The following is a 21,115-nucleotide window of genomic DNA, read 5'->3' on the forward strand; positions in this document are numbered from 1 at the left end:
CTTAACCGAAGTACTCTACAAAGTTGTTTTCAGTTTCGTAAATTTTAACGCAATGCAGTATTGCACCACCTTGTTGAATATGAGGCAGTAATTGATCCCAAACGGCAATCACCAGGTTTTCTGTTGAAGCTAATTTGTCTTTCATGAAATCTACATCCAGATTGAGATTTCTGTGGTCAAGTTTGTCAATGATATGCTCATTGATAATTTCTTTCATCCATTTCAGGTCGACTAAAAAACCCGTTTCAGGGTTTATTTCTCCCTTTACAGTAACAAATAGCTGATAGTTATGACCGTGCCAGTTAGGATTGGCGCATTTGCCAAAAACTTCCAGGTTATGATCATCAGACCAGTCTGGTCTTGCTAATTTATGTGCGGCGTTGAAAGATTCTTTGCGGGTTATATAAATCATTATTTCAGTAATTGACCGCAAATATACGAAGACTATCTAAAAACAAGCAAGGTATGTGCTTGCCCAGCTGTTTTACCGCGGTGTTTTGTAACTTCGTTAAATGAAGATACTGGTAGTTGCAGCGACAAGAGCCGAATTAGCCGGATGTTGTACGGCTTTTGAACTGGCCGAAGGAAATTTTATACAGACCCCTCATTTTGACCTTTTAATTACTGGTGTGGGCATGACAGCTACTGCATTTGCACTAGGACAACATTTATCCGCAGCTACACGCTATAAATTAGTGCTTAATTTAGGGATTGCAGGCTGTTTTGACCGTACAATCCCTCTAGGTAGCCTGGTTAATATTGTGCGTGATGATTTTTCAGAATTAGGTGCAGAAAATAAAGATGAATTTCTGACGATTGAAGACCTGGGTTTTGGAAAAAGCAGCTATACGCCGAAAGATATCCCTTCGTTTGTTCATTTAAACGATCTGCAACTTAATTTACCAGAGGTGAGTGGGATTACCGTTAACAAAGTACATGGCAATAAGACAAGTATCCAGGTCTTGACCAGCCGCCTCAGCCCGGTTACTGAAAGTATGGAAGGTGCCGCTGTATTTTATTGCTGTGCACAACTGAATATCCCTTGTATTCAAGTTCGTAGTATCTCTAATTACGTGGAAGAAAGAAACCGGGACAGCTGGAAAATAGGCCTTGCTATTAAAAACCTGAACGACTGGGCCATTGAATTTTTGACAAACAGTTAACTAAGCAGCTACAGGAACTCCTTACATTTACCACATGAAACTTTCACTCGGCTTTTCTCCTTGTCCAAACGATACTTTTATTTTTGACGCATTGATCCATCATAAAATTGATACAGAGGGCCTGGAGTTCGAAGTATTCTTTGATGATGTGGAAACCTTAAATCAAAAGGCATTACGTTCAGAACTGGACATCACCAAGCTGAGTTTTCATGCCTTTGCCCATGTGGTAGAAAAATACGCGCTGCTGGATGCCGGAAGTGCATTAGGCTTCGGAGTTGGCCCCTTACTCATTTGCAAGAATGAAGATTTAATTGGCAGTGCACGTTTAACTCAAAAAGATTCCACTTTGAGTGTTGCTATTCCTGGCGAACTCACCACTGCAAATTTCCTTTTGGGTATTGCTTTTCCCAACTTGCTCAATAAACAGGTAATGGTTTTCTCAGAAATCCAGGATGCCTTATTAAATCATAGTATTGACCTTGGCCTGATTATTCATGAGAACCGTTTTACGTATACAGACAAAGGGTTACATAAAATAGTTGATCTGGGTAGCTACTGGGAAGAACTGACAGGCTGTGCAATCCCCCTTGGAGGCATTGTAATTAACCGTAAGCTTGATCATGAAGTACAACTGAAGGTGAATCGCCTGATCCGCAAATCTGTAGAATTCGCTTTCCGGAATCCAAAATCAGGAATTGACTTTATTGCTGCACATGCGCAGGAAATGGAAGAAGCAGTGATGTATAAACATATCGATTTATATGTCAATAAATACTCCGTTGATTTAGGTATTGAAGGCAGAAAAGCGATAGATATCCTATTCAAAATGGCTCAGGAAAGAGGAATTATCCCTGAGATTAATCAAAATCTTTACGTCACCAGCTAAGCAACAACCTGTTATTGATTACAGGGACCGTCAGGAATTTCACGTGTAATTTTAATCAGTTTAGTCACGACTAAAATCGAGTCAAAATCTGCTGAAACCACCTGGTTGTCCGATTTAATAGCATGACATTCTGCCTCAATATAGACAGGCTCGTATGGTTTCTCAAAATTGAATTTACTATAAGCCAGCTCCAATGTTTTAGAGCTGTCGGCAACCCAGTATTCCGTTCCCCCTTCACAATCTGCAAAAGACTTGATTTCCGGGCCATAGCTATACAATCCCTTAATTATTCTGATTTCACTTTTTTGAGTCTCTGTGCCGGTATGGTTACACGCTGTAAAAGCAATAGAAAAGATGAATAATAATAAAAATGTATGTTTTAAGGAATTCATGTCAGAGATCTTGATTTAAGTGATTAATATTCTTCACACTCAAATTAGATGACAAAGCTGATGCCATAAACGAGAAAATACTCACTGTAATGAATACTAATAAAAAATCTTTCCATTTAAGGCCAACCGGATAAGCGTTACTCATCAGCAGGTTTTCCTGCGACATTTTAACTAACCCAAATTTCTGCTGCAATAAACAGAAGACCAGACCGACAAAAAGGCCGAAGATACAGCCTGCTAAAGTGATCATCATTCCTTCGAAAAGGAAAATCTTTCTAATCAGGCCTTTTCCGGCTCCCAGGCTACTCAGTATAGCAATATCTTTCAGCTTATCAATAACCAGCATGGTCAGTGAGCCTATGATATTAAAAATGGCAATGATCAGAATAAATGTTAAAATGATATATACCGCCCATTTTTCGGTACTTAAAATATTATACAATGCTTTGTTTTGTTCCACTCTGTCTTTAACAAGATAGTTCTTGCCCAGCTTTTGTGCAATCTTATCCTTAAAAACATCAGGATCCACTCCTTTTTGTAAATTAAGCTCTATCGAAGAGACTTTTATTTCCTCATTTAATAATTTCCTGGCGAAGCTTAAAGGTACAATCGCAATGTTATCAAAATCCTGCTGCACTTCAAAAATGCCTGATACAGGAATATACAGATCCATAAAGTCATCAGCCGGATTCACAGAACTTGTTTTCAATCCCTTTTTGGGAGAAAAGACTTGCAGCTGTGTAAAGGGATCATTGGTATTGACCATTAAATAGTTTTGCAGCGCAGAGCCGATCACCGCATTAGGGCCAGCTTCGGTATTGAGGACAAATTTTCCTTGTACGGTAATGCTATCCAGGCTTTTATTTTTAAGATAAGATGTACTTACCCCTTTGACCATTCCTACAGATTGCTTATCACGGTACCGCAGCAAAGCATTTTCAGAAAGGACTTCGGTAAAAGAATAAACTTCCTTTGCAGATTTCAGCTCCGTAAAAAAAACACTATGCGGATCAAACGTCTTTCCTTCTGCCGGTGCAATGACCAGTTGCGGGGTAATCGTATTGAACATCTTTAGCACAACATCTTCAAATCCATTGAATACTGATAAAACAATAATCAATGCCGCACTGCCTACAAAAACTCCCAGCACAGATATGGTAGAAATGATATTTATAGCATTGGTAGACTTTTTAGCAAAGAGATACCTGCGGGCAATATAAAGGGCTGTGTTCAAATGATGGTGGTTTGGTCAAATATACACGTACTTATTTTAAAAAAGGATTGTTTCGTTTTTCATAACCGATTGTAGTCAGGTGACCATGTCCCGGAAATACTTCTACCTTGTCTGGCAGGATAAACAACTTCTCTCTGATATTATCTATCAGTTGCTGATGATTACCACCAGGCAAATCTGTCCGGCCAATTGAAGTATAGAATAAAACATCACCACCTACAATAAACCCGTCCTCTTTTGCGTAAAAACATAAATGTGCCGGAGAATGACCCGGAGCAAAGATCAATTCTAACTCACTGTTCCCAAAAGTCACTTTTCCAGTTTCTTCCAAAAACACTTCTGGCTCTGGTGAAAGCTCATAATTTAAGCCCATTTGTGGCGCATATCCCGGAACTGCCTGTAGAATATATAATTCTCCTTTATGAAATTGTGGCTTTAAACCCCAGGTATCGAAAACAAACTTATTGCCAAAAACATGATCCAGATGGCAATGCGTATTCAATAGCAAAACTGGTTTCAGCTTCGTTTCTTTAATCCAGCTGGCCAGGATATTTTGCTCACTACCATCATACATTCCCGGATCAATAATTACGCATTCCCCCGTTTCATCATATAAAACATAGGTATTTTCCTGGTATGGGTTAAATGTAAATTGCTTAAGAGTAATCATGCGAGTTTAAAATTAGTTTTTCCATCTGAAGGTATCAATCATCCGGTCGATATCTTTCTTTATAAAAGTCACAACAGGTGCAACCGAGTCATATTGCGGACGCTCATTAAAATACAAAGCTCCCCTGAAATAATGTTTAGCACTGTCTGTCAGAAAAAATTGTACAGAAGAAGCTGTGTTCCCTTCAATTGCATAGTATATCCCATAAACTTTCCGGTCTGGAAAGTTGATCAGTTTCTGGTCTATAGCATTGGCCTTAACGGTATGTTTAAAGGCTAAAGTACGTGCATCCTCTACCAAGCCTTCGTATTCCTTTTGAGAGGAAACACCATAATAAGTAAGGTGAAGACGTGCATTAAACTGCGTAAAGTGAACATTGCTCCAGCACTTGCCTGCTCCGCGTTCCTGATCAGCTTCTATTTTTGTATATTTTGGATAGTCGAACGTGAACGGACAACCGTCATTGTAAGTCAGGTATTCTTTTTTAGGGAATTTAATCTGAAAATAGCCTCTTGGCTTAGGCGTATAAGTTTCATTACTGGTACAGGCCGCACTCAGGCACAAAATAACAAAGACGCTGTACAGTAAAGATGATTTCATATTCATTTCAGCCTAAGGGTTCCAGATAAACCAGGACCGTTCTGCCTGAAGCTGCAACATTTCAAATCCATTTTTAACCGCCGCTCCCTTTGCTTTGGCACGTTTCAGAAACTCAGTCTCTTCGGGGTTATAAACCAGATCGTAGGCCAGATGCTGGTCCGTAAGCCACTGATAAGGAATAGCCGGAGCCGCCTCAACATTCGGGAAAGTACCCAGTGGAGTAGTATTGATAATAACCTGGTGCTTTTGCAGCAGGTTTTCGGTTAAATCACTATATAAAATCGCATTTGGAGTTGCTGTACGCACTACAGAAAGATAAGTAATCTGCAATTGATCCAATACGTATTTTACTGCTTTGGCTGCTCCTCCATCGCCAAGGATCAGCGCATGGGTATGGTGTCCTTTTAAATAAGGTTTAAGGGACTCCTGAAAGCCATATGCATCTGTATTATACCCTTTAAGCCAGATTTGCCCGTCTTTATGCTGGATAGCAATACAATTCACTGCACCTATGGTTCGCGCCGCAGGGTCCAGCTCATTCAGGTAAGTCATTACCCCTACTTTATGAGGAATAGTAACATTCAGGCCTGCAAGAGAATCATCTGCTGCAATCAAAGAGACTACAGCAGCTATATTTTCTATAGGAAAAAGTTCATATTGATGATCAGCAATTTCTTCCTCCGCAAATTTCTCTGTAAAGAACTTCTTTGAAAATGAATGTGCGAGCGGATAGCCAATTAGTCCGAATGTTCTCATATATGCAACAGCAGTAAACCGGATAACCGGTTATTTTGCTAAATTAAGGAAGTAATCAAATGTATCTCCTCTTAATCCCAAACGAATAGTTTCCAAGGGAATAACCTCTGCCGGAGCAATATTACCTAAGTTCACATTAGTACCAATCAGTTTGATAAACCAAACCTGCTGTTCTTTTTGCGGAGCTTCCCAGATTATGGTTTCAGCCGGAATTTGCGTCAGTATTTCATCTACTAATCCTTCACGCACTTCACCTGACCCTCTGTAAATGCCTACATTTCCACCTTCTCTGGCTTCAGCAATCACTTTCCATGAACCTGCTTCAATTTCCGCATTCATCAGCTTGATCCATTTATAAGGTGCAAATATTTTCGTAGCATCCTTAGAACCTACCTCTGAAATTACAGTAACGTGTTTAGCTAATTTATGGATGTATTCACATTTAAGATCATGTTCAATTTCGATAGAACCATCAGAAACTTCTGCGTATTCCATACCAAATTGCTCCAGTACACGAATATAATCTTCAAATTGATTACGGATAATAAACGCTTCAAACAAAGTACCTCCAAAATAAGTCGGGATACCTGCACTGCGATATATATCTAATTTTTCTTTCAATTTCGGGGTAACAAAGGATGTAGCCCAACCTAATTTTACGATGTCGGAATGGACACCTGCGACATCAATAAAATCTTCTGTCTGTCTTAAACTGAGGCCCTTGTCCATCACCATAGTTATGCCACTCTGACGTGGTTTTACTGGACGTTCGGGAATATTATTTAATGGGTAATTCATATCTGCTGTAAAGGTGAAAAAAAATAGGCTTATTTCATCACTATAAATTTGTTTTTCACTCAAAAAAGCTTATACCATTATCTGGTATAAGCTTTTTAAGGTCATTAATTGCATCTTGTATAATCGGGTAACAATAATGTGGCTATTTAATATATCTGTTAATTACCTCAATAATTGCATTGTTATCCTGTAACTGCGGCAGGTATTCAAACAGGATGTAATGCTTATCCGGATCAGTCACCAAGGCTGTTTCCAGGTAAACCAGGGCCTCTTTATGCTGTCCAAGAGCAAATAAGTAAGCCACTTGTCTGTAGTAAAGTTCTGCTGCATCCGGGTTATTCTTGATCCCGTCAGAAATAGTCTCTGAGGCTTCCAATAACCTTCCCTGCTCATAAAGAACTGTCGAAAAATCCAGCCATGCTTCTATGTCAAGCGGGTTATATTCCAGTACTTTATAATAAGCTTCTACAGATTGTTCTATTTGTCCCAGTTTGTAATAGGCATCGGCCATTGCAAACCAGAAGTCAGGATTTTCATCATCCAGCTCTATTGCTTTCTTATAAAAATGCAGAGATTCAAAATAACGCTCCTCAAAATTCAGCGTTACCCCTATTCCAAACCAGGCATCCGCCAGCTTACTATCCATCTTCACAGACTTCTTATAATAAGCGCGTGCTTCATCCATACGTTCCAGCTTTTCATAACATTCCCCTATTGCACAATAGGTATCTGCATTTGGCTGCTCATACTCCCAGGTTTGTTTATAAACTTCTATAGCCTCCGCATAACGATCTAGCTGTACCAGCGCATTTCCTTTATTATAGTAAGCTGAAGCAAAATTATCTTTAATCAAGATTGCATAATCATAGGCATCGATCGCTTTTTCAAACAGATCAAGCTTATGATAAGAGTTTGCCAGGTTATACCATGCTGCATAAGAATAGGGATCGTTATCGATATATTCCATATAAAACTGGATGCTTTCTTCTTGTTTGTCTAAAATATCATAACAGAAAGCCAGTTCATATAAACCGTCCTTGTTTTCCATATTTTGTTCCAGACTCTGCTTGATATACTTGATTGCGCTTTCGTAATCCAGCATATTCTGATAAACATAAGCGATTTGAAGCAGGATCTCATCAGTAGTTTCCGCGAAGGTCAACGCGATCTGAAAATTATCCAATGCTTCAGCATAACGCTCCAGGCTATTGTATATATTTCCGCGAAGTACATAGATCTCTGATTCGGACGCTTCGAGCATTTCTGCTTTTTGCAAAGAGAAAAATGCGCTGTCTATCTGATCAGTAACGAAATAAAGCTGCGCTTGCTTAATTAAAAAAATTGCGGCGTATGGATGCTGATTTAGGGCATACTCTATCACCTGAAGTGCCTTTACGGGGTCACTCTTTTCTATATAGTAGTCAATGATGTTCTCAAAAGCCTGGGCATCAAAAAAATACTGATCCTGGTTCCTTATCATCTCTTCGTAACGCTCTACCGAACGCTGCGCATCATCACTAAAATCAAAGTAAAATTCCTCTTCCATTGTATGAATAATTAAAGAACAGCTCCCTTTTTTCCTAAAATACAGTATAAGTTTACAGTATTATATAGCATGCAACCGAAATAATTATCAACATCCAAACAACTGACATCGTAATTCGTTGATAATATTAAATTTAGCAGTAAATAAGCCTCCTGGCCTGGGTCAGCATTATCCATAAGATTTACAGTTCTGGCTGTAATGAAACTTGCTTAAGCATGTACATGACAGGAGTAAAAAACTTATGCAGACTATCTGGGGGTTTTCCTGAATTGATACAAAGTAACGCAACTTAATTTTAATCTGCGTAAAATTCAAGTCAGGAAATTAACAGGAATTTTTTTGTTGATTTGTATAAAATCGCTACAGTACAGGTTGCCGATCAGCAGGACTATGAAACGGTATTAATTAAAGACAAAACCCTGTAAACGAAAAAAGCATAAGACATTTCTCGGCTGTAATCTTGTTTACAGTAAAAACATCTTATGCTGATCAGACCAGGTAAAGTCAGGATTATCTTTTTGAAGATTCCGTGTTTGTTCTTTTAACGTTATAAATAGTGTCAATCATTGCCAGTCTTGTTCCTGCTGGTAAGTTTTCAGTTTTAGCAGCAACCAGTTTTTCCACTTTCAAGTTTCCAATACCAGTATTTTTTATGGTATGACTAGCTGTTACACCTAATAGTTCCAGATTTGCCTCACCCTTCAGATCAGTATATAAGCTTTCTGTTTTAGCTTTAATACGCGCTTTAGCATGGTCTCTCATCACTACCTGCAAGTTAGGTAAATTAACTGTTCCAATGGTATTTATACTGGCATGATCTGCGGCAGTGATCCTGTAAAGATCTTTTACGTAAACAGTTACAACTACCGGCGTTGCTTCTGATGAATTAATACTCAGCGTATTTCCAATTTGTTTGATTGAGACTTTATCCAGATTATCATCACCGACAGCTACCCAATCACGATTACTTTGTACAATAAACACTTTCGTGTTTCCATTGACAATTACTCTTTTGATATCCTGATTCTCAGATACTTTTTCTTTTGCTGTTACTTTTTCTGAAGCGAAAGCAGTAACTACTGTTGTTGATAAAACGATGGCAGTCAATGCCGATGCTACTAATGTTTTGAATGAAGTTTTCATATCTTTATATTTAAGGTTTTCTAATGGTTTGTTTCTAAACAGTTTGTAATTAAGACGCAAACAGTTACCATACGTTGCAAAGTTTTTTGCCTTTTATACCACAACCCTGTCAAACCCGACGAACGCCCTTAATTTTCCGACAAACCCGTCCCGCTTATCAAACCCTTTACTCAAAAATAATTCTGCAAAAGCCGCTTATGTTTAGTTTTTTTGAATAATCCCCTGAAAAATCAATTTTCTATTTGACCACAATTCAAATTTGATGTATGTTTAAAGCTTTACTAGCTTAAAGACTCCTCTTTTTTTAATCATTTGCCTCATGTTACGCGTAGATAGTTCTAAACCCTGCAAAATCGTATATTCACTGTGCAAGCATGAGTATTTAGGCTATTTAATTGAACCCCATATTGTTCAGCTTAATCCACAGGGAGATTTTTCTTTAACCTATCAGCGTCTATTTAGCCATACTGCTCAGGAATTTGCCAAACATCTAACAGATTCTGATCTTAAAATCATTAAGATGCTGGATGAAACAGAGCAGGATCATGTGATTAAGAAGTATCATAAGAAAGTAATCAGACCTTTCGAATTTTTCAGCAAGTTCTACGATGATAAATTCTATGACAATGCGAGGCCTAAAATCGAGAAAAAATTAGCTGAAGTACTGGAAATCCTCAAAATTAAAGATGAGTTGTACCTCATGGATAAAGACGGATGGCCGGCAGAGCGCAAAATAGAACTGGCTACTGAGCCTGCTACAATTTTGTTTCACTTCAGAAGAAATGAGCAAGAAACACGCTACTTTCCAACCATCAAATACCAGTCACAGCGGATAGATTTTATGTTCAAAGAAGCGCAGATTGTTAGCAATCAGCCTGCATGGCTCTTGCTCAATGATGTACTTTATTTCTTTGAACAGGATATCGAAGGTAAAAAGCTATTCCCATTTCTGAATAAACGTTACATCACTATCCCTACAGCTAAAGAAGAAACTTATTTCGAGAAATTCGTAGCTCCTTTAATAGAGAAATATCACGTTTATGCAGAAGGGTTTGATATCCAGACCGAAAAACATGAACCTACGGCAATCCTGAAAGTAATTTATATAGAGGGCGGTGTTTCTCAACTACAGCTTTATTTCAAATATGGTGCGCATGTTTTTGCACTGGGAAATGAGAAGAAGGTAACCGTTCATCTTGAAAAACAGGAGAACAACTATATATTTACCCGTGTTAAAAGAGATACGGTATGGGAAAAACATAAATATACCGAGTTAACAAAACTGGGGCTTAAAAAAACAAGTGCAATCTTTTATAACCTGGAACTCGCAGCAGCTGATACCGAAGATAAAGCTTACGGCATTCTGAACTGGGTTAACGAACATATCGAACAGTTAGCAGCTAAAGGTTATACTATTGAACAATCAACAGGTCAGAAGAAGTTCTTGTTCGCATCGAGTAAAATCGACTTTGAAATCAAAGAAGACAACGACTGGTTTGACATTAATGCCATTGTATATTTCGGAATACACCCTGTTCCATTTATTTCGCTTAAACAGCATATCCTGCATAAAAAAAGAGAGTTCCCACTTCCCGATGGCACTATAGCGATCATACCAGAAAAATGGTTCTCTCAATATGGAAGTTTATTCAGTCTCTCTGACGGAGGAAAAATGCTTAAACTTAAAAAACATCATATTGGTCTGATCAATGATCTGGCGGGTGATGGAATTGCGAATGTAACCTTGCAGCGCAAGCTTCAGAAACTGAATGACTTTGAAAATATTGATGATGTACAGATGCCTGTTCATTTTAAAGGTGAACTGAGAAGTTATCAGAAGGCAGGTTATAACTGGTTCAGCTTTTTAAGAGAATATAACTTTGGCGGCTGTTTAGCAGATGACATGGGTCTGGGTAAAACCATCCAGACACTGGCAATGCTGCAAAAATTAAAGGAGGAAGACGAGCTGAACCATACACATAGCACTTCTTTAATCATTATGCCTACTTCGTTAATCTATAACTGGCTGGCTGAAGCAAAAAAGTTTACTCCAAAATTGAAGATTCTTGCCCATACCGGCAGTACACGCAACAAAGATGTCAGTCATTTTATAAAATACGATATCGTAATTACCACCTACGGAATCACCAGAGTTGATGTCAATGAAATACAGGATTTTTATTTCAATTACATTATTCTCGATGAAAGTCAGAATATCAAAAACCCGTCTTCAAAATCATTCAAATCTGTCAGACAGTTAAAGTCAAGGCACCGGCTGATTCTGAGTGGTACTCCTGTAGAAAATTCGGTGGGGGATCTTTGGACACAGCTTACTTTCCTGAATCCTGGATTATTAGGTACACAAGGCTTTTTCAATGAGGAGTATGTACAAGCTATCGAAAAGAGAAAGGATGAAGATAAGGCAAAGAAACTACAGGCGATCATCAAACCTTTTGTACTCAGACGTACCAAAGAACAAGTAGCAGAAGAGCTGCCGGCAAAAACTGAACAGATTATTTATTGTGATATGAGCGAAGATCAGGCTTCTTATTACGAAAAAACAAAGTCTGCTTACCGGAATGACTTACTGAGTAGCATGGATGATGGTACTTATGCTAAAAAACAGGTGCAGCTCCTGCAAGGTTTAACCGCTTTACGTCAACTAGCTAATCACCCCATTATGATTGATGAAGAATATTTGTCTGATTCGGGCAAATTTGAGAACGTAATCCATACACTGGACAACGTACTTAAGGGTGGCCATAAGGTCTTAATCTTCTCACAGTTCGTAAAGCATCTGAGTATTTTCAAAAATCATTTTGAAAAAGAGCTAATTCCATTTGCCTATCTGGATGGTTCTACAAAAAACCGGGGGGAGATTGTTGCCGAATTTCAGGAGAACAAAGATCTTAAAGTATTTTTGATTTCGATTAAGGCTGGCGGAGTAGGTTTAAACCTGACTCAGGCAGATTATGTCTTTATTTTAGATCCGTGGTGGAACCCTGCCGTTGAACAGCAGGCCATTGACAGATCACACCGCATCGGGCAGGAAAAGAAAGTATTTATCTATAAATTTATTGCGAAGGATACTGTTGAGGAAAAAATACTGGCGCTGCAAAACCGCAAAAAGCGCCTGGCAAGCTCATTGATTACTACAGAGGAAAGTTTCTTCAAATCTTTGAGTAAAGAAGATATCAGAGAGATCTTAAAATAGGCTTTACAAATCAGAGTGCCGGTGTGTAAATTAAAGATTTGCCTGTAGAATTTCTGTATAAGCTTCCCGGGTAATCATTTCAGCACCTAAACTCATTAAATGGTCATTGGGTACCTGGCAGTCAATCAGCCTGTAATTTCCTTGCTGACAAAGCCAGATCAGGGCCGTTTTAGAAGCATTACTTCTCAGGCTGAACATGCTTTCTCCAACAAACACACCGTTAATTGTTAATCCATATAAACCTCCTGCCAGTTCTCCTTCAGACCAGACTTCTACACTGTGTGCCCAGCCATGCTGATGCAAGTTGATATAAGCTTGCTGCATTGCATTGGTAATCCAGGTACCATCCTGTTCTTTTCTGGGAGTTTGTGCACAGCAAAGAATCACATCCCCGAAAACCTGATCCACTGTTACTGTAAAAACACCATCTGCCATTACTTTCCGCATACTTTTACTCACCTTAACTCGTTCAGGAAAGATTACACAGCGTTCAGGAGGAGCAAACCAGCAAATCGGATCTCCTTCGCTAAACCACGGAAAGATACCATTCTGGTAGGCCAGCACCAGCCTGTCTTTACTTAGATCTCCTCCAATAGCCAGCAATCCATCTTCCTCCGCCAAGGAGGGGTCAGGAAAAACCAATTCTTCTTCAGGTAACTGAAATATCATAGAGACAAAAATATAAAATTTTAAACCTAAACGTTTTATTACTGTCATAACCCCCGAAAACAGCCTGCATCATGGATAGAAAAGACAATTTCTCTAACATCAAGCATCTTTACAACAGAGCCGGTTTCGGCATAGCCTATCCCGATTTATTGCAATTGAGCAAAAGAAAAATAAGTAAGGCGATCAATGCTTTGTTTGTCAGCCCCGTACCTGGAAACGAACTGACTACAGTTACTTCTGATGAATTCAAACAACAGCAGCTTACTTTGTCCGGTTTAAATGGCAAAAAAGAATTAACTCCCGAAGAAAAGCAGCAGCGCGAAGACATTACCAAAGCAAGGAATGAAAAAAGCCGCGATCTTAATTTGAACTGGATACAAAGGATGATCTCCACAGAAACTCCTTTATTAGAAAAGATGACTTTGTTTTGGCATGGACATTTTGCCTGCCGCGCCAATAATCCGTTCTACGCACAACAACTCAACAATATTCAAAGAAACAATGCACTGGGCAGTTTTAAGACACTGCTGATGGAAGTTTCGAAATCTCCTGCTATGCTCGATTATCTCAATAATCAGCAAAACAAAAAGGGTCATCCCAATGAGAATTTCTCCAGAGAATTAATGGAACTATTCACCTTAGGCAGAGGAAATTACACAGAAACAGACATCAAAGAAGCCGCAAGAGCATTCACCGGATGGGCTTATAATAAGAATGGAGCATTTGAGTTCAATCCCAGGACACACGATACACAAGAAAAAACATTCTTTGGACAGACGGGAAATTTTGATGGAGAAGCGATCATTGACCACATACTGGCTAAACCAGAAACTTCAGTTTTCATTTGCCGTAAGCTTTATGTTTTTTTTGTGAATGATACCCCAAATGAAGCGCATGTCAAAGAACTGGCGGCTTATTTCTATGACCAGCAATATGATATCACTGCATTGATGAAACGTATATTTAATGCAGAATGGTTTTATAGTAAAGAAAACATGGGCAACAAAATAAAATCTCCTGTAGAATTTCTTGTCAATCTGAGCAGAGAATTTTATGTCACGTATAATAAACCACAGATTTTAATTCAATTACAAAGCAGTCTGGGACAGTATTTATTTAATCCCCCTAATGTGGCGGGATGGCCGGGCGGTAAAAGCTGGATAGACAGCTCCTCTCTGATGCTTCGGCTCAAGATACCTTCATTGGTTTTAAATGATGGAATCCTTGATTTTGACGGGAAGGCAGATCCTGAAGAAGAAGCTGTCATTGCCCTGAATAAAAAACAAAAGCCAAAGCCCGTTAAATCTTATGTGAATGCACAAGCAGACTGGCCGAAATTTCTATCCTGTTTTCCAAAGGATATGAAACAAACAGAAATGGCTGCTTTTTTACTGGAACCCACTGTAGGAAAAAAGATCAGCGATCTGGTTGCCAGTAATGTCAATCTAAAAAACACCGTCATTGCTGTAACCAGTATGCCGGAGTATCAATTATGCTAACCTGAATCACATGGAAAGAAGAGATTTTTTAAGAAAGGCAGCTTTTGCAGCAGCGGGTACAATGGTTGTTCCCGCTTTCATGAAGCCATTTGAAGCCCTCGCATTGGATGAACTCAGTTTATACAAGAATCTGGTAGTCGTACAGCTATCCGGAGGTAATGACGGATTAAATACAGTAGTCCCTTTTGGAAATGATATTTATTATCAAATGAGAAATGGGATAGCAATTAAACCAACAGAAGTTATCAAATTGAATGATATGCAGGGCTTAAATCCCAATCTGACCTGTTTAAAAGAGCTTTATGATCAGGGTTGGATGTCTATCATTAACGATGTAGGTTATCCCAATCCTGACCGTTCACATTTCCGATCTATGGATATCTGGCAAACAGCAAGCGATGCGAATCAATACCTTTCTACAGGCTGGATAGGACGTTACCTGGATTCCAATTGTCAAACCTGTAAATTCCCCTACACAGCTATCGAAGTTGACGACAGCCTTTCTTTAGCGATGAAAGGGCTAAGCAAAAAAGGAATTGCACTGAAAGACCCGGCTACCTTGTTCCGCAATACAAATGAGCCATTTTTCAGAGAAATGATTCAGAGCGATAAAGACCATCTGGATGAAGAAAACTTAGGTTATCTCTATAAAACAATGATCGAAACCTCTTCTTCTGCTAATTATATCCAGAATACTTCTAAAATTTACAAGCCCAATTATACTTATCCGAATTCAGGTTTTGCCAATCAGCTGAAAACCGTTTCTAAATTTATTTGTTCCGGCTTAAAAACCCGGGTGTACTACGTTTCTTTAAGTGGTTTTGATACGCATGTGAATCAACTTAATCAACAAGGCCGGTTGTTACAGCAATATGCAGAAGGGATGAATGCTTTTGTGAAAGATCTGAACCAGAATAATAAGCTGGAAGATACGCTGGTAATTACTTTTTCGGAATTTGGCAGACGGGTTGCCCAAAATGCAAGCAACGGGACTGATCATGGTACAGCAAACAACATGTTTTTATTTGGCGGCAGACTAAAAAAACAGGGCATCTATAATGCGGCACCAGATCTAGCAAACCTGGATAACGGAGATTTAAAATACCAGGTAGATTTCAGGGAAGTATACGGCACTATTCTGGATAAATGGCTGGATGTCAACAATTCGCAGGTTCTAAACAAGCGGTTTAATACACTAGGATTTATTTAAACTTTAATCAAACCGATTTGAGCAGCATGTAACATGGCTTCTTTACTGTCTGTGAAGAGGCAGGTATGAATTTGATATTCCTCTGCCTTTTTAAGCAGATCAAGGGTAATAGCCTGTTTCTCTTTCCTGATGTTCCTGATATAGATAGCCTCTATACTTTTTGGGTACTTTATAGCAATTGAAGAATAAATGTCTGGGTCTTGCTGAGAATTATCGCCAAAAAGTATAAACTTCTGATTCGGAAAAGCATCTATAATCCTCAAAACCCGTATAAGTTTACCTTCGTGCCCGGTCTTACCCGTTTTCAACAGATCTTTCCACCGCTTAATCTGGTTCAGCAGAAAAGTTCCTTCAGGCAAATTATTGAACCTGAAAGTACTGACCAGGTAATCATATAAGTTCCATTCACTACTGGAAACATAAAAAAAGGGATTAGGATGTTCAACATCGGTATGAGACAGGGCCAGTAAATTATATTGGGAACTCACCCCCGGGAAAGTTTTCCTGGTATGGGGATTTTTAATAAAAAGTTCTCTTAGCCTTCTGCCTATAGTTGCAGAATGTGAAACCATAATCGTATCGTCAATATCAGATATAAATGCATACTGGGTAACGTGAGGAACATAAACATCCCCCGTACTCTCTGCTAATACTTCCCCGTTATCGCCCAGTGCCTCTACTTTTACCTGGTGCCAGCCTGCGCTCACATTCTCTTCAGCACTCCATTCAAATTTAAAAAAACCGTCGTATTCTGTAGTCTGAGTGACAGTCTGTGTATAAAAACTAAGTCTTACTTTAACCCATGGATAGGGCTTTAAAATGAACATCCTGATCAGATAGAGGATATTTACAAAGAAATTATTGCTATAGTTCTGGGTATTCTTCGCCCTGAATTTAAAGACATGACCGTACACTACAAGGTTTTGTGTGTGCCCATATCCATGATATACTTTTACAGTAACAGAATTATTCATTATAAATCAAACAGAGCAGACGCCTGGTTGTTTGTGCTATTGAACATATTACTCCACGTTAATTTACCGCCATGAAATTATTATTTATTGTTAACCCAGGCTCGGGAAGTGATAATACAGATTTCACAACGGTGATTACAGACTTTTTTAAGGCACTGGAACATCAGTTTGAAATCTATGAACTCACTAAAAATTGCAGTACCGAACAAATTAAGACAGCTATTGACCAGGCAAAAGCAACACGTGTAATCGCAGTGGGCGGAGATGGGACTTTAAAACTGGTTTGTGAGTTATTAAAAGGAACGAAAACTCCAATCGGAATTATTCCTGCTGGTTCGGCAAATGGTATGGCAAAAGAACTGGGTGTACCGTTAGACATCAATGAAGCACTCGATTTAGCCATCAATGGGGAAACTAAAGAAATTCATGCAGTAGTTGTGAATGGCGAACTATGTATTCATTTATCTGACATTGGCTTTAATGCTTATATCGTCAAAAAGTTTGATGATCTGCCGCAAAGAGGGATGTGGGGATACACTAAAGCTTTGTGGAAAGCACTATGGAGCCATCATAAGATGGAAGTAGAATTTCAAATCGGGAAAGAAACTATTCGTTCCGAGGCTGCAATGGTGGTTATTGCGAATGCGACCATGTATGGTACCGGTGTTAAAATCAATCCGGACGGTCAGCTGGATGATGATGTTTTTGAGGTTATCCTGGTCAAAAAATACTCTTTAATGGAAATTATTAAGATACGTTTCACCGATTTACCTTTTAATCCGGAAAAGATCGAATCATTTCAGACAAAAGGGTTACGTATTAAAACTAAACACAAGGCACATTTTCAGGTAGACGGAGAATATATAGGTAAAGTCAATACCATAACAGCAGAACTATTACCTGCGGCTATAACAGTAGTTTTTAAGCCAGTGCTAAGCTAAATAGTATAGTCATCTCGCCTGGACGCCTTGTTTATCTGAAATATTTACGATGTGCCTGCAGGATATAGTATCCCCTGAAAAACTCGGCAATGATACAGATCCTGAACAGGATACCAAACCATTGTTCGCCCTGATGAAACAGTTCAGGTAAAAAAGTAATAAACCCGATAGAAAACACCCATAGTGCCAGCCGGAAAGGAAATTGCAGATAATAGGTTATAATTCCGTATTTGCGAAATTGAAACAGACCAGCAGCAGAAATAAATAGTGAGCAAAATATCAGGAGGGTAAAAACAACCCTTCCTATAGCAAATGCTTCCTTTGGAATTTCTTGATATTTAACTGAAACAGCCCAGATTTGAGGACTCAGAGAAACGATGCTGATCAGATCCAGCAACGCGAATAATTTGAATAAAGGACGCATTTATTTACAATATTTTTCCAGTAGTTCATCAGCCAAAGCTGAACCCATATATTTGACAAACAAAAAGTCCTCGCAGGCTCCTTGTTTGTCTTTTTGTTTTAACTTCTTTTGCCCTTCTTCGATTTTTTTCTTCAGGTAAGCATCATCATAGCCCAGCTCTTCCTTCAATGCGATTATCCTGCTTTCCTCTGCTTCATTGAAGCTTCCTGAAGCCTTATTCCTGTAAAAGTTAGTAATCACCTCTGTCAGCCCTTCATTCGCCTGATAAGCTGCAATAGCCTTGTTTTTGTCAATAGTACTTATTTTTGCACAATCTCCCCCGGAAATAGTGAAGCTGACAGGAGCAATAATGATGTAAGCCGTATCATAACCCTCAGGTATCTGCCATTTTCCGCTACTCAGCCTGATTAATCGTAAAGCCTCCTGATCGAGATCAATCCCCAATCCACTGCTTACTTTTGAGTTATAAACATCTCCTGCCAGGTTGAGCTTAAAACTAACATTAATCTTTCCCTCCAAACAATGTTGTAAGGAGAATTCGGGATAAATGATATTTGTTTGAATAAAAGCATCCAGACCACCTTTAAATAAAGGTTGCGCCTGAACAGACAAACCGATAAAAAACAGGAATACAGCAAGAATCTTCTTCATTCCCCAATTTACGAAATTATTCTGCAGGAATATTAAAAGTGTGTTTGAGAATCAGTCCCGGATCCGGGCAATTCTTCAGGTAAACAGCTTTGTTAGAAAACTGACAAACTCCAGGATAATCTCCTTCTTGTCCCTGCATATCAAACATCAGCTGAAAATGAAGATGCGGGGGCCAGTTTCCATTTTCAGCAGGAATTCCAAAAGAAGCAAATAAAGTTCCGCCAGCAATAAACTGCCCTACTTGAAGCCTTTCTAATGATTTCAGGCTTAAGTGTCCGTAAAGCGCATATAAAGTGAGTCCGTCCAATTGATATTTCAGGATGATTGTTGCCCCATAATCACCGAAATGATCGTTGTTTTTGAAACTATGTACCTGTGCATCAAAAAAATTATATACTGAAGTTCCGGCAGGTCCCCAGATATCTACACCAAGATGTAATCTTCGCGGTTCTTCCAGCGTATCGAAATGAATACTTCTTGAATAAATTGTCCGGTGCTCATTGTATCCTCCGATACCATAACGAGAGCCCGTATCTTCCAGTTTCTTTGATACCCACGAAGAAAAAACTGACGTATCTGCAAGAATTCCGGCAGTAAGTTCCAGGTTAGCCGCTGTAAAATCGAAAGGGTATAACCGATCAGCAGAAGGATCGAAATCTACTACACTGCTGATCTGATTTTCAGGGTTTGATAACCACCCCTTAAGCTTTTCCAGAGATTCCATCAGAATTAGTCTTCTGTTGTTTCTTCTTCTCCGCCCTGTTCTTTACGTTCTTTTGAAATCTTATCGAAGATCTTATCCATATGTTCCACATACGTGTTTGTATCATCCAAAAAGAAAGTCAAACTTGGTACAACTCTTACCTGGTGACGAATACGCGCACCCAGTTTATACCTGATTTCTCCAGCATGAGAATTTACGGTTGCAATGGATAGTCCTGTATTATTTGTGCTTAAAAAGCTCAGGTAAACCTTGGCTACCGCTAAATCCGGAGATACGCGGACTTTTGTAATCGTAACTAATGTATTGGGTAAGTACTCTGCCCCTTCTCTTTGAAATAATGTCGCTAATTCCTCTTGCAGTACACCAGCAAATTTCTGTTGACGTTTACTTTCCATGATTTTTGTAATCTTTATTTAGTATAATAATTTGTCATAAGGATACCTGGCCGTATGAAGGGCAACAACCTTATCGTATAAAAGTTGTTTAAATTCTTCCAGGTTTTCCTTATGCAGTGCTGAGATAAATAACGACGGCGTATTATGCTGTGCCATCCAGCTCCTTTTAAAGTCTTCCAGTGTTAAAGTCACCTTCTCCTCCTCATTCATTTCGTCGGCTTCAGGATTCACGTAAGCATCAATTTTATTGAAAACTACGATCGTTTCCTTATCCCTTGCACCCAGGTCTTTCAGCGTCTCATTTACCACTCTGATCTGGTCTTCGAAACTCGTATGAGACACATCCACCACGTGGATTAATATATCAGCTTCTCTGACTTCATCCAATGTTGATTTGAAACATTCTACCAGGTGATGCGGCAGTTTACGGATAAAACCAACGGTGTCAGACAATAAGAATGGCAGATTGTCAATCACAACTTTTCTTACCGTAGTATCTAAAGTAGCGAACAACTTGTTCTCTGCAAACACTTCTGATTTTGAAATCATGTTCATGATAGTAGACTTGCCCACATTTGTATAGCCTACTAAAGCCACTCTGATTAATTCAGTACGGTTTTTCCGTTGTGTTTCATTCTGTTTATCAATCAGTTTTAATCTTCCTTTTAACAGGGAGATTTTCTCCAGAATCATCCTTCTGTCACTCTCAATCTGAGTTTCACCCGGTCCGCGCATACCAATACCACCCTTCTGGCGCTCCAGGTGAGTCCATAAGCGTGTTAAACGTGGTAATAAATATTGCAGCTGCGCTAATTCAACCTGAGTTTTAGCCTGTGAGGTTTGCGCTCTTCCTGCAAAAATATCAAGGATAAGATTACTCCTGTCCAGAACTTTCACTTCCAGTTCGCGCTCTATATTCCGCAGTTGTGAAGGAGATAGCTCATCGTCAAAAACGACCATATCAATTTCCTCCGACTTCACGTAGGCTCTTATTTCTTCTAATTTTCCCGTTCCAACAAAGGTACCTCTATCAGGCTTCAGCATTTTTTGTGTGAAGATGTTATCCACTACCCCACCTGCTGTATCTACCAAAAATGTTAGCTCGTCTAAATATTCTTTTGTTTCTTCCGGTTTTTCTCCCGGTCTGATCACACCTACCAGGACTGCCCGTTCCTGCTTAACGGCGGTATCATAAGTTTTCTCTTTTCCCATGTAAAGTACAAAGA

At 39.1% G+C, this 21,115-nt stretch carries 22 protein-coding genes; 6 read left to right on the forward strand and 16 right to left on the reverse strand.

What is annotated here, in order from left to right; translation table 11 throughout:
• Nucleotide 1: 1 nt before the first annotated feature.
• Entirely contained in the window at nt 2-412 is a 411-nt protein-coding gene (locus AB3G38_RS15950; RefSeq protein WP_068405027.1) for a 6-carboxytetrahydropterin synthase, read from the reverse strand.
• Between the two features lie 100 nt (nt 413-512).
• On the opposite strand from AB3G38_RS15950, the gene mqnB reads away from it, so the two are divergent.
• Together mqnB and AB3G38_RS15960 are read left to right on the forward strand one after the other, a co-directional pair.
• Nucleotides 513-1,163, forward strand: coding sequence for a futalosine hydrolase (gene mqnB, locus AB3G38_RS15955; RefSeq protein WP_367864854.1), 651 nt, complete (start codon nt 513-515; stop codon nt 1,161-1,163).
• Between the two features lie 34 nt (nt 1,164-1,197).
• A complete protein-coding gene (locus AB3G38_RS15960) occupies nt 1,198-2,049 on the forward strand; it encodes a menaquinone biosynthesis family protein (protein WP_367864855.1) in 852 nt (283 codons plus the stop codon).
• A gap of 11 nt (nt 2,050-2,060) precedes the next feature.
• On the opposite strand, the gene AB3G38_RS15965 is transcribed toward AB3G38_RS15960, so the two are convergent.
• The 8 genes from AB3G38_RS15965 to AB3G38_RS16000 all read right to left on the reverse strand — a co-directional run bounded on the left by AB3G38_RS15965 (nt 2,061) and on the right by AB3G38_RS16000 (nt 9,188).
• On the reverse strand, nt 2,061-2,441 hold the full coding sequence (locus AB3G38_RS15965) for a hypothetical protein (RefSeq protein WP_367864856.1): 381 nt from the start codon (nt 2,439-2,441) through the stop codon (nt 2,061-2,063).
• A gap of 1 nt (nt 2,442) precedes the next feature.
• On the reverse strand, nt 2,443-3,675 hold the full coding sequence (locus tag AB3G38_RS15970) for an ABC transporter permease (RefSeq protein WP_367864857.1): 1,233 nt from the start codon (nt 3,673-3,675) through the stop codon (nt 2,443-2,445).
• Between the two features lie 31 nt (nt 3,676-3,706).
• The gene (locus tag AB3G38_RS15975) at nt 3,707-4,345 is read right to left on the reverse strand and encodes an MBL fold metallo-hydrolase (protein ID WP_367864858.1); all 639 of its coding nucleotides are present in this window, start codon (nt 4,343-4,345) and stop codon (nt 3,707-3,709) included.
• A gap of 12 nt (nt 4,346-4,357) precedes the next feature.
• Entirely contained in the window at nt 4,358-4,951 is a 594-nt protein-coding gene (locus AB3G38_RS15980) for a gliding motility lipoprotein GldD (RefSeq protein ID WP_367864859.1), read from the reverse strand.
• A 6-nt stretch (nt 4,952-4,957) separates the two neighbouring features.
• Complete coding sequence (locus AB3G38_RS15985) at nt 4,958-5,701, reverse strand: shikimate dehydrogenase (protein ID WP_367864860.1); 744 nt, start codon at nt 5,699-5,701, stop codon at nt 4,958-4,960.
• Nucleotides 5,702-5,731: 30 nt separating this feature from the next.
• Nucleotides 5,732-6,499, reverse strand: a complete 768-nt coding sequence (locus AB3G38_RS15990) for a phosphosulfolactate synthase (protein WP_111636130.1) — start codon at nt 6,497-6,499, stop codon at nt 5,732-5,734.
• 142 nt (nt 6,500-6,641) lie between these two features.
• Nucleotides 6,642-8,045 (reverse strand): tetratricopeptide repeat protein, encoded by a 1,404-nt coding sequence (locus AB3G38_RS15995; RefSeq protein WP_367864861.1) that lies wholly within the window; start codon nt 8,043-8,045, stop codon nt 6,642-6,644.
• Between the two features lie 510 nt (nt 8,046-8,555).
• Nucleotides 8,556-9,188, reverse strand: coding sequence for a DUF2807 domain-containing protein (locus AB3G38_RS16000; RefSeq protein ID WP_367864862.1), 633 nt, complete (start codon nt 9,186-9,188; stop codon nt 8,556-8,558).
• A 319-nt stretch (nt 9,189-9,507) separates the two neighbouring features.
• On the opposite strand from AB3G38_RS16000, the gene AB3G38_RS16005 reads away from it, so the two are divergent.
• Nucleotides 9,508-12,402 (forward strand): SNF2-related protein, encoded by a 2,895-nt coding sequence (locus AB3G38_RS16005; protein ID WP_367864863.1) that lies wholly within the window; start codon nt 9,508-9,510, stop codon nt 12,400-12,402.
• Between the two features lie 30 nt (nt 12,403-12,432).
• Here the strand turns inward: AB3G38_RS16005 and aat are convergent, their stop codons facing one another.
• Complete coding sequence (gene aat, locus AB3G38_RS16010) at nt 12,433-13,071, reverse strand: leucyl/phenylalanyl-tRNA--protein transferase (RefSeq protein WP_367864864.1); 639 nt, start codon at nt 13,069-13,071, stop codon at nt 12,433-12,435.
• Between the two features lie 71 nt (nt 13,072-13,142).
• On the opposite strand from aat, the gene AB3G38_RS16015 reads away from it, so the two are divergent.
• Both AB3G38_RS16015 and AB3G38_RS16020 read left to right on the forward strand, forming a co-directional pair.
• Entirely contained in the window at nt 13,143-14,570 is a 1,428-nt protein-coding gene (locus tag AB3G38_RS16015) for a DUF1800 family protein (RefSeq protein ID WP_367864865.1), read from the forward strand.
• A 10-nt stretch (nt 14,571-14,580) separates the two neighbouring features.
• Complete coding sequence (locus AB3G38_RS16020; RefSeq protein ID WP_367864866.1) at nt 14,581-15,780, forward strand: DUF1501 domain-containing protein; 1,200 nt, start codon at nt 14,581-14,583, stop codon at nt 15,778-15,780.
• On the opposite strand, the gene AB3G38_RS16025 is transcribed toward AB3G38_RS16020, so the two are convergent.
• On the reverse strand, nt 15,777-16,754 hold the full coding sequence (locus AB3G38_RS16025) for an App1 family protein (RefSeq protein WP_367864867.1): 978 nt from the start codon (nt 16,752-16,754) through the stop codon (nt 15,777-15,779). The two genes, AB3G38_RS16020 and AB3G38_RS16025, sit on opposite strands and share 4 nt — an antisense overlap.
• A gap of 71 nt (nt 16,755-16,825) precedes the next feature.
• Here AB3G38_RS16025 and AB3G38_RS16030 point away from each other — a divergent pair, with 71 nt between their 5' ends.
• A complete protein-coding gene (locus AB3G38_RS16030) occupies nt 16,826-17,695 on the forward strand; it encodes a diacylglycerol kinase family protein (RefSeq protein ID WP_367864868.1) in 870 nt (289 codons plus the stop codon).
• 31 nt (nt 17,696-17,726) lie between these two features.
• On the opposite strand, the gene AB3G38_RS16035 is transcribed toward AB3G38_RS16030, so the two are convergent.
• From AB3G38_RS16035 to hflX, 5 genes are read right to left on the reverse strand one after another with little or no spacing between them, the layout of a single operon-like run.
• Nucleotides 17,727-18,119, reverse strand: a complete 393-nt coding sequence (locus AB3G38_RS16035; protein WP_367864869.1) for a hypothetical protein — start codon at nt 18,117-18,119, stop codon at nt 17,727-17,729.
• Nucleotides 18,120-18,770 carry an energy transducer TonB gene (locus AB3G38_RS16040; RefSeq protein ID WP_367864870.1) on the reverse strand — a complete coding sequence of 217 codons (651 nt, stop codon included), beginning with the start codon at nt 18,768-18,770 and terminating at the stop codon, nt 18,120-18,122.
• 16 nt (nt 18,771-18,786) lie between these two features.
• A complete protein-coding gene (locus AB3G38_RS16045) occupies nt 18,787-19,494 on the reverse strand; it encodes a peptidoglycan DD-metalloendopeptidase family protein (RefSeq protein WP_367864871.1) in 708 nt (235 codons plus the stop codon).
• Between the two features lie 5 nt (nt 19,495-19,499).
• Nucleotides 19,500-19,889 (reverse strand): 30S ribosome-binding factor RbfA, encoded by a 390-nt coding sequence (rbfA, locus tag AB3G38_RS16050; protein ID WP_183868431.1) that lies wholly within the window; start codon nt 19,887-19,889, stop codon nt 19,500-19,502.
• Nucleotides 19,890-19,907: 18 nt separating this feature from the next.
• Nucleotides 19,908-21,101 (reverse strand): GTPase HflX, encoded by a 1,194-nt coding sequence (gene hflX, locus AB3G38_RS16055; RefSeq protein ID WP_367864872.1) that lies wholly within the window; start codon nt 21,099-21,101, stop codon nt 19,908-19,910.
• Nucleotides 21,102-21,115 lie beyond the last annotated feature (14 nt).

This window comes from Pedobacter sp. WC2423 (genome assembly GCF_040822065.1).
Classification (GTDB): Bacteria; Bacteroidota; Bacteroidia; order Sphingobacteriales; family Sphingobacteriaceae; genus Pedobacter.

Coding starts and splice junctions, on each gene's coding strand:
- AB3G38_RS16040 (WP_367864870.1), bottom strand. CDS start 18,770: ATGAAGAAGATTCTTGCTGTATTCCTGTTTTTTATCGGTTTGTCTGTT.
- AB3G38_RS15985 (WP_367864860.1), bottom strand. CDS start 5,701: ATGAGAACATTCGGACTAATTGGCTATCCGCTCGCACATTCATTTTCA.
- AB3G38_RS15965 (WP_367864856.1), bottom strand. CDS start 2,441: ATGAATTCCTTAAAACATACATTTTTATTATTATTCATCTTTTCTATT.
- AB3G38_RS15980 (WP_367864859.1), bottom strand. CDS start 4,951: ATGAATATGAAATCATCTTTACTGTACAGCGTCTTTGTTATTTTGTGC.
- AB3G38_RS15975 (WP_367864858.1), bottom strand. CDS start 4,345: ATGATTACTCTTAAGCAATTTACATTTAACCCATACCAGGAAAATACC.
- AB3G38_RS16030 (WP_367864868.1), top strand. CDS start 16,826: ATGAAATTATTATTTATTGTTAACCCAGGCTCGGGAAGTGATAATACA.
- AB3G38_RS16000 (WP_367864862.1), bottom strand. CDS start 9,188: ATGAAAACTTCATTCAAAACATTAGTAGCATCGGCATTGACTGCCATC.
- AB3G38_RS16025 (WP_367864867.1), bottom strand. CDS start 16,754: ATGAATAATTCTGTTACTGTAAAAGTATATCATGGATATGGGCACACA.
- AB3G38_RS16045 (WP_367864871.1), bottom strand. CDS start 19,494: ATGGAATCTCTGGAAAAGCTTAAGGGGTGGTTATCAAACCCTGAAAAT.
- hflX (WP_367864872.1), bottom strand. CDS start 21,101: ATGGGAAAAGAGAAAACTTATGATACCGCCGTTAAGCAGGAACGGGCA.
- AB3G38_RS15990 (WP_111636130.1), bottom strand. CDS start 6,499: ATGAATTACCCATTAAATAATATTCCCGAACGTCCAGTAAAACCACGT.
- AB3G38_RS16020 (WP_367864866.1), top strand. CDS start 14,581: ATGGAAAGAAGAGATTTTTTAAGAAAGGCAGCTTTTGCAGCAGCGGGT.
- AB3G38_RS15960 (WP_367864855.1), top strand. CDS start 1,198: ATGAAACTTTCACTCGGCTTTTCTCCTTGTCCAAACGATACTTTTATT.
- AB3G38_RS15950 (WP_068405027.1), bottom strand. CDS start 412: ATGATTTATATAACCCGCAAAGAATCTTTCAACGCCGCACATAAATTA.
- mqnB (WP_367864854.1), top strand. CDS start 513: ATGAAGATACTGGTAGTTGCAGCGACAAGAGCCGAATTAGCCGGATGT.
- AB3G38_RS16005 (WP_367864863.1), top strand. CDS start 9,508: ATGTTACGCGTAGATAGTTCTAAACCCTGCAAAATCGTATATTCACTG.
- AB3G38_RS15995 (WP_367864861.1), bottom strand. CDS start 8,045: ATGGAAGAGGAATTTTACTTTGATTTTAGTGATGATGCGCAGCGTTCG.
- AB3G38_RS16035 (WP_367864869.1), bottom strand. CDS start 18,119: ATGCGTCCTTTATTCAAATTATTCGCGTTGCTGGATCTGATCAGCATC.
- AB3G38_RS16015 (WP_367864865.1), top strand. CDS start 13,143: ATGGATAGAAAAGACAATTTCTCTAACATCAAGCATCTTTACAACAGA.
- rbfA (WP_183868431.1), bottom strand. CDS start 19,889: ATGGAAAGTAAACGTCAACAGAAATTTGCTGGTGTACTGCAAGAGGAA.
- aat (WP_367864864.1), bottom strand. CDS start 13,071: ATGATATTTCAGTTACCTGAAGAAGAATTGGTTTTTCCTGACCCCTCC.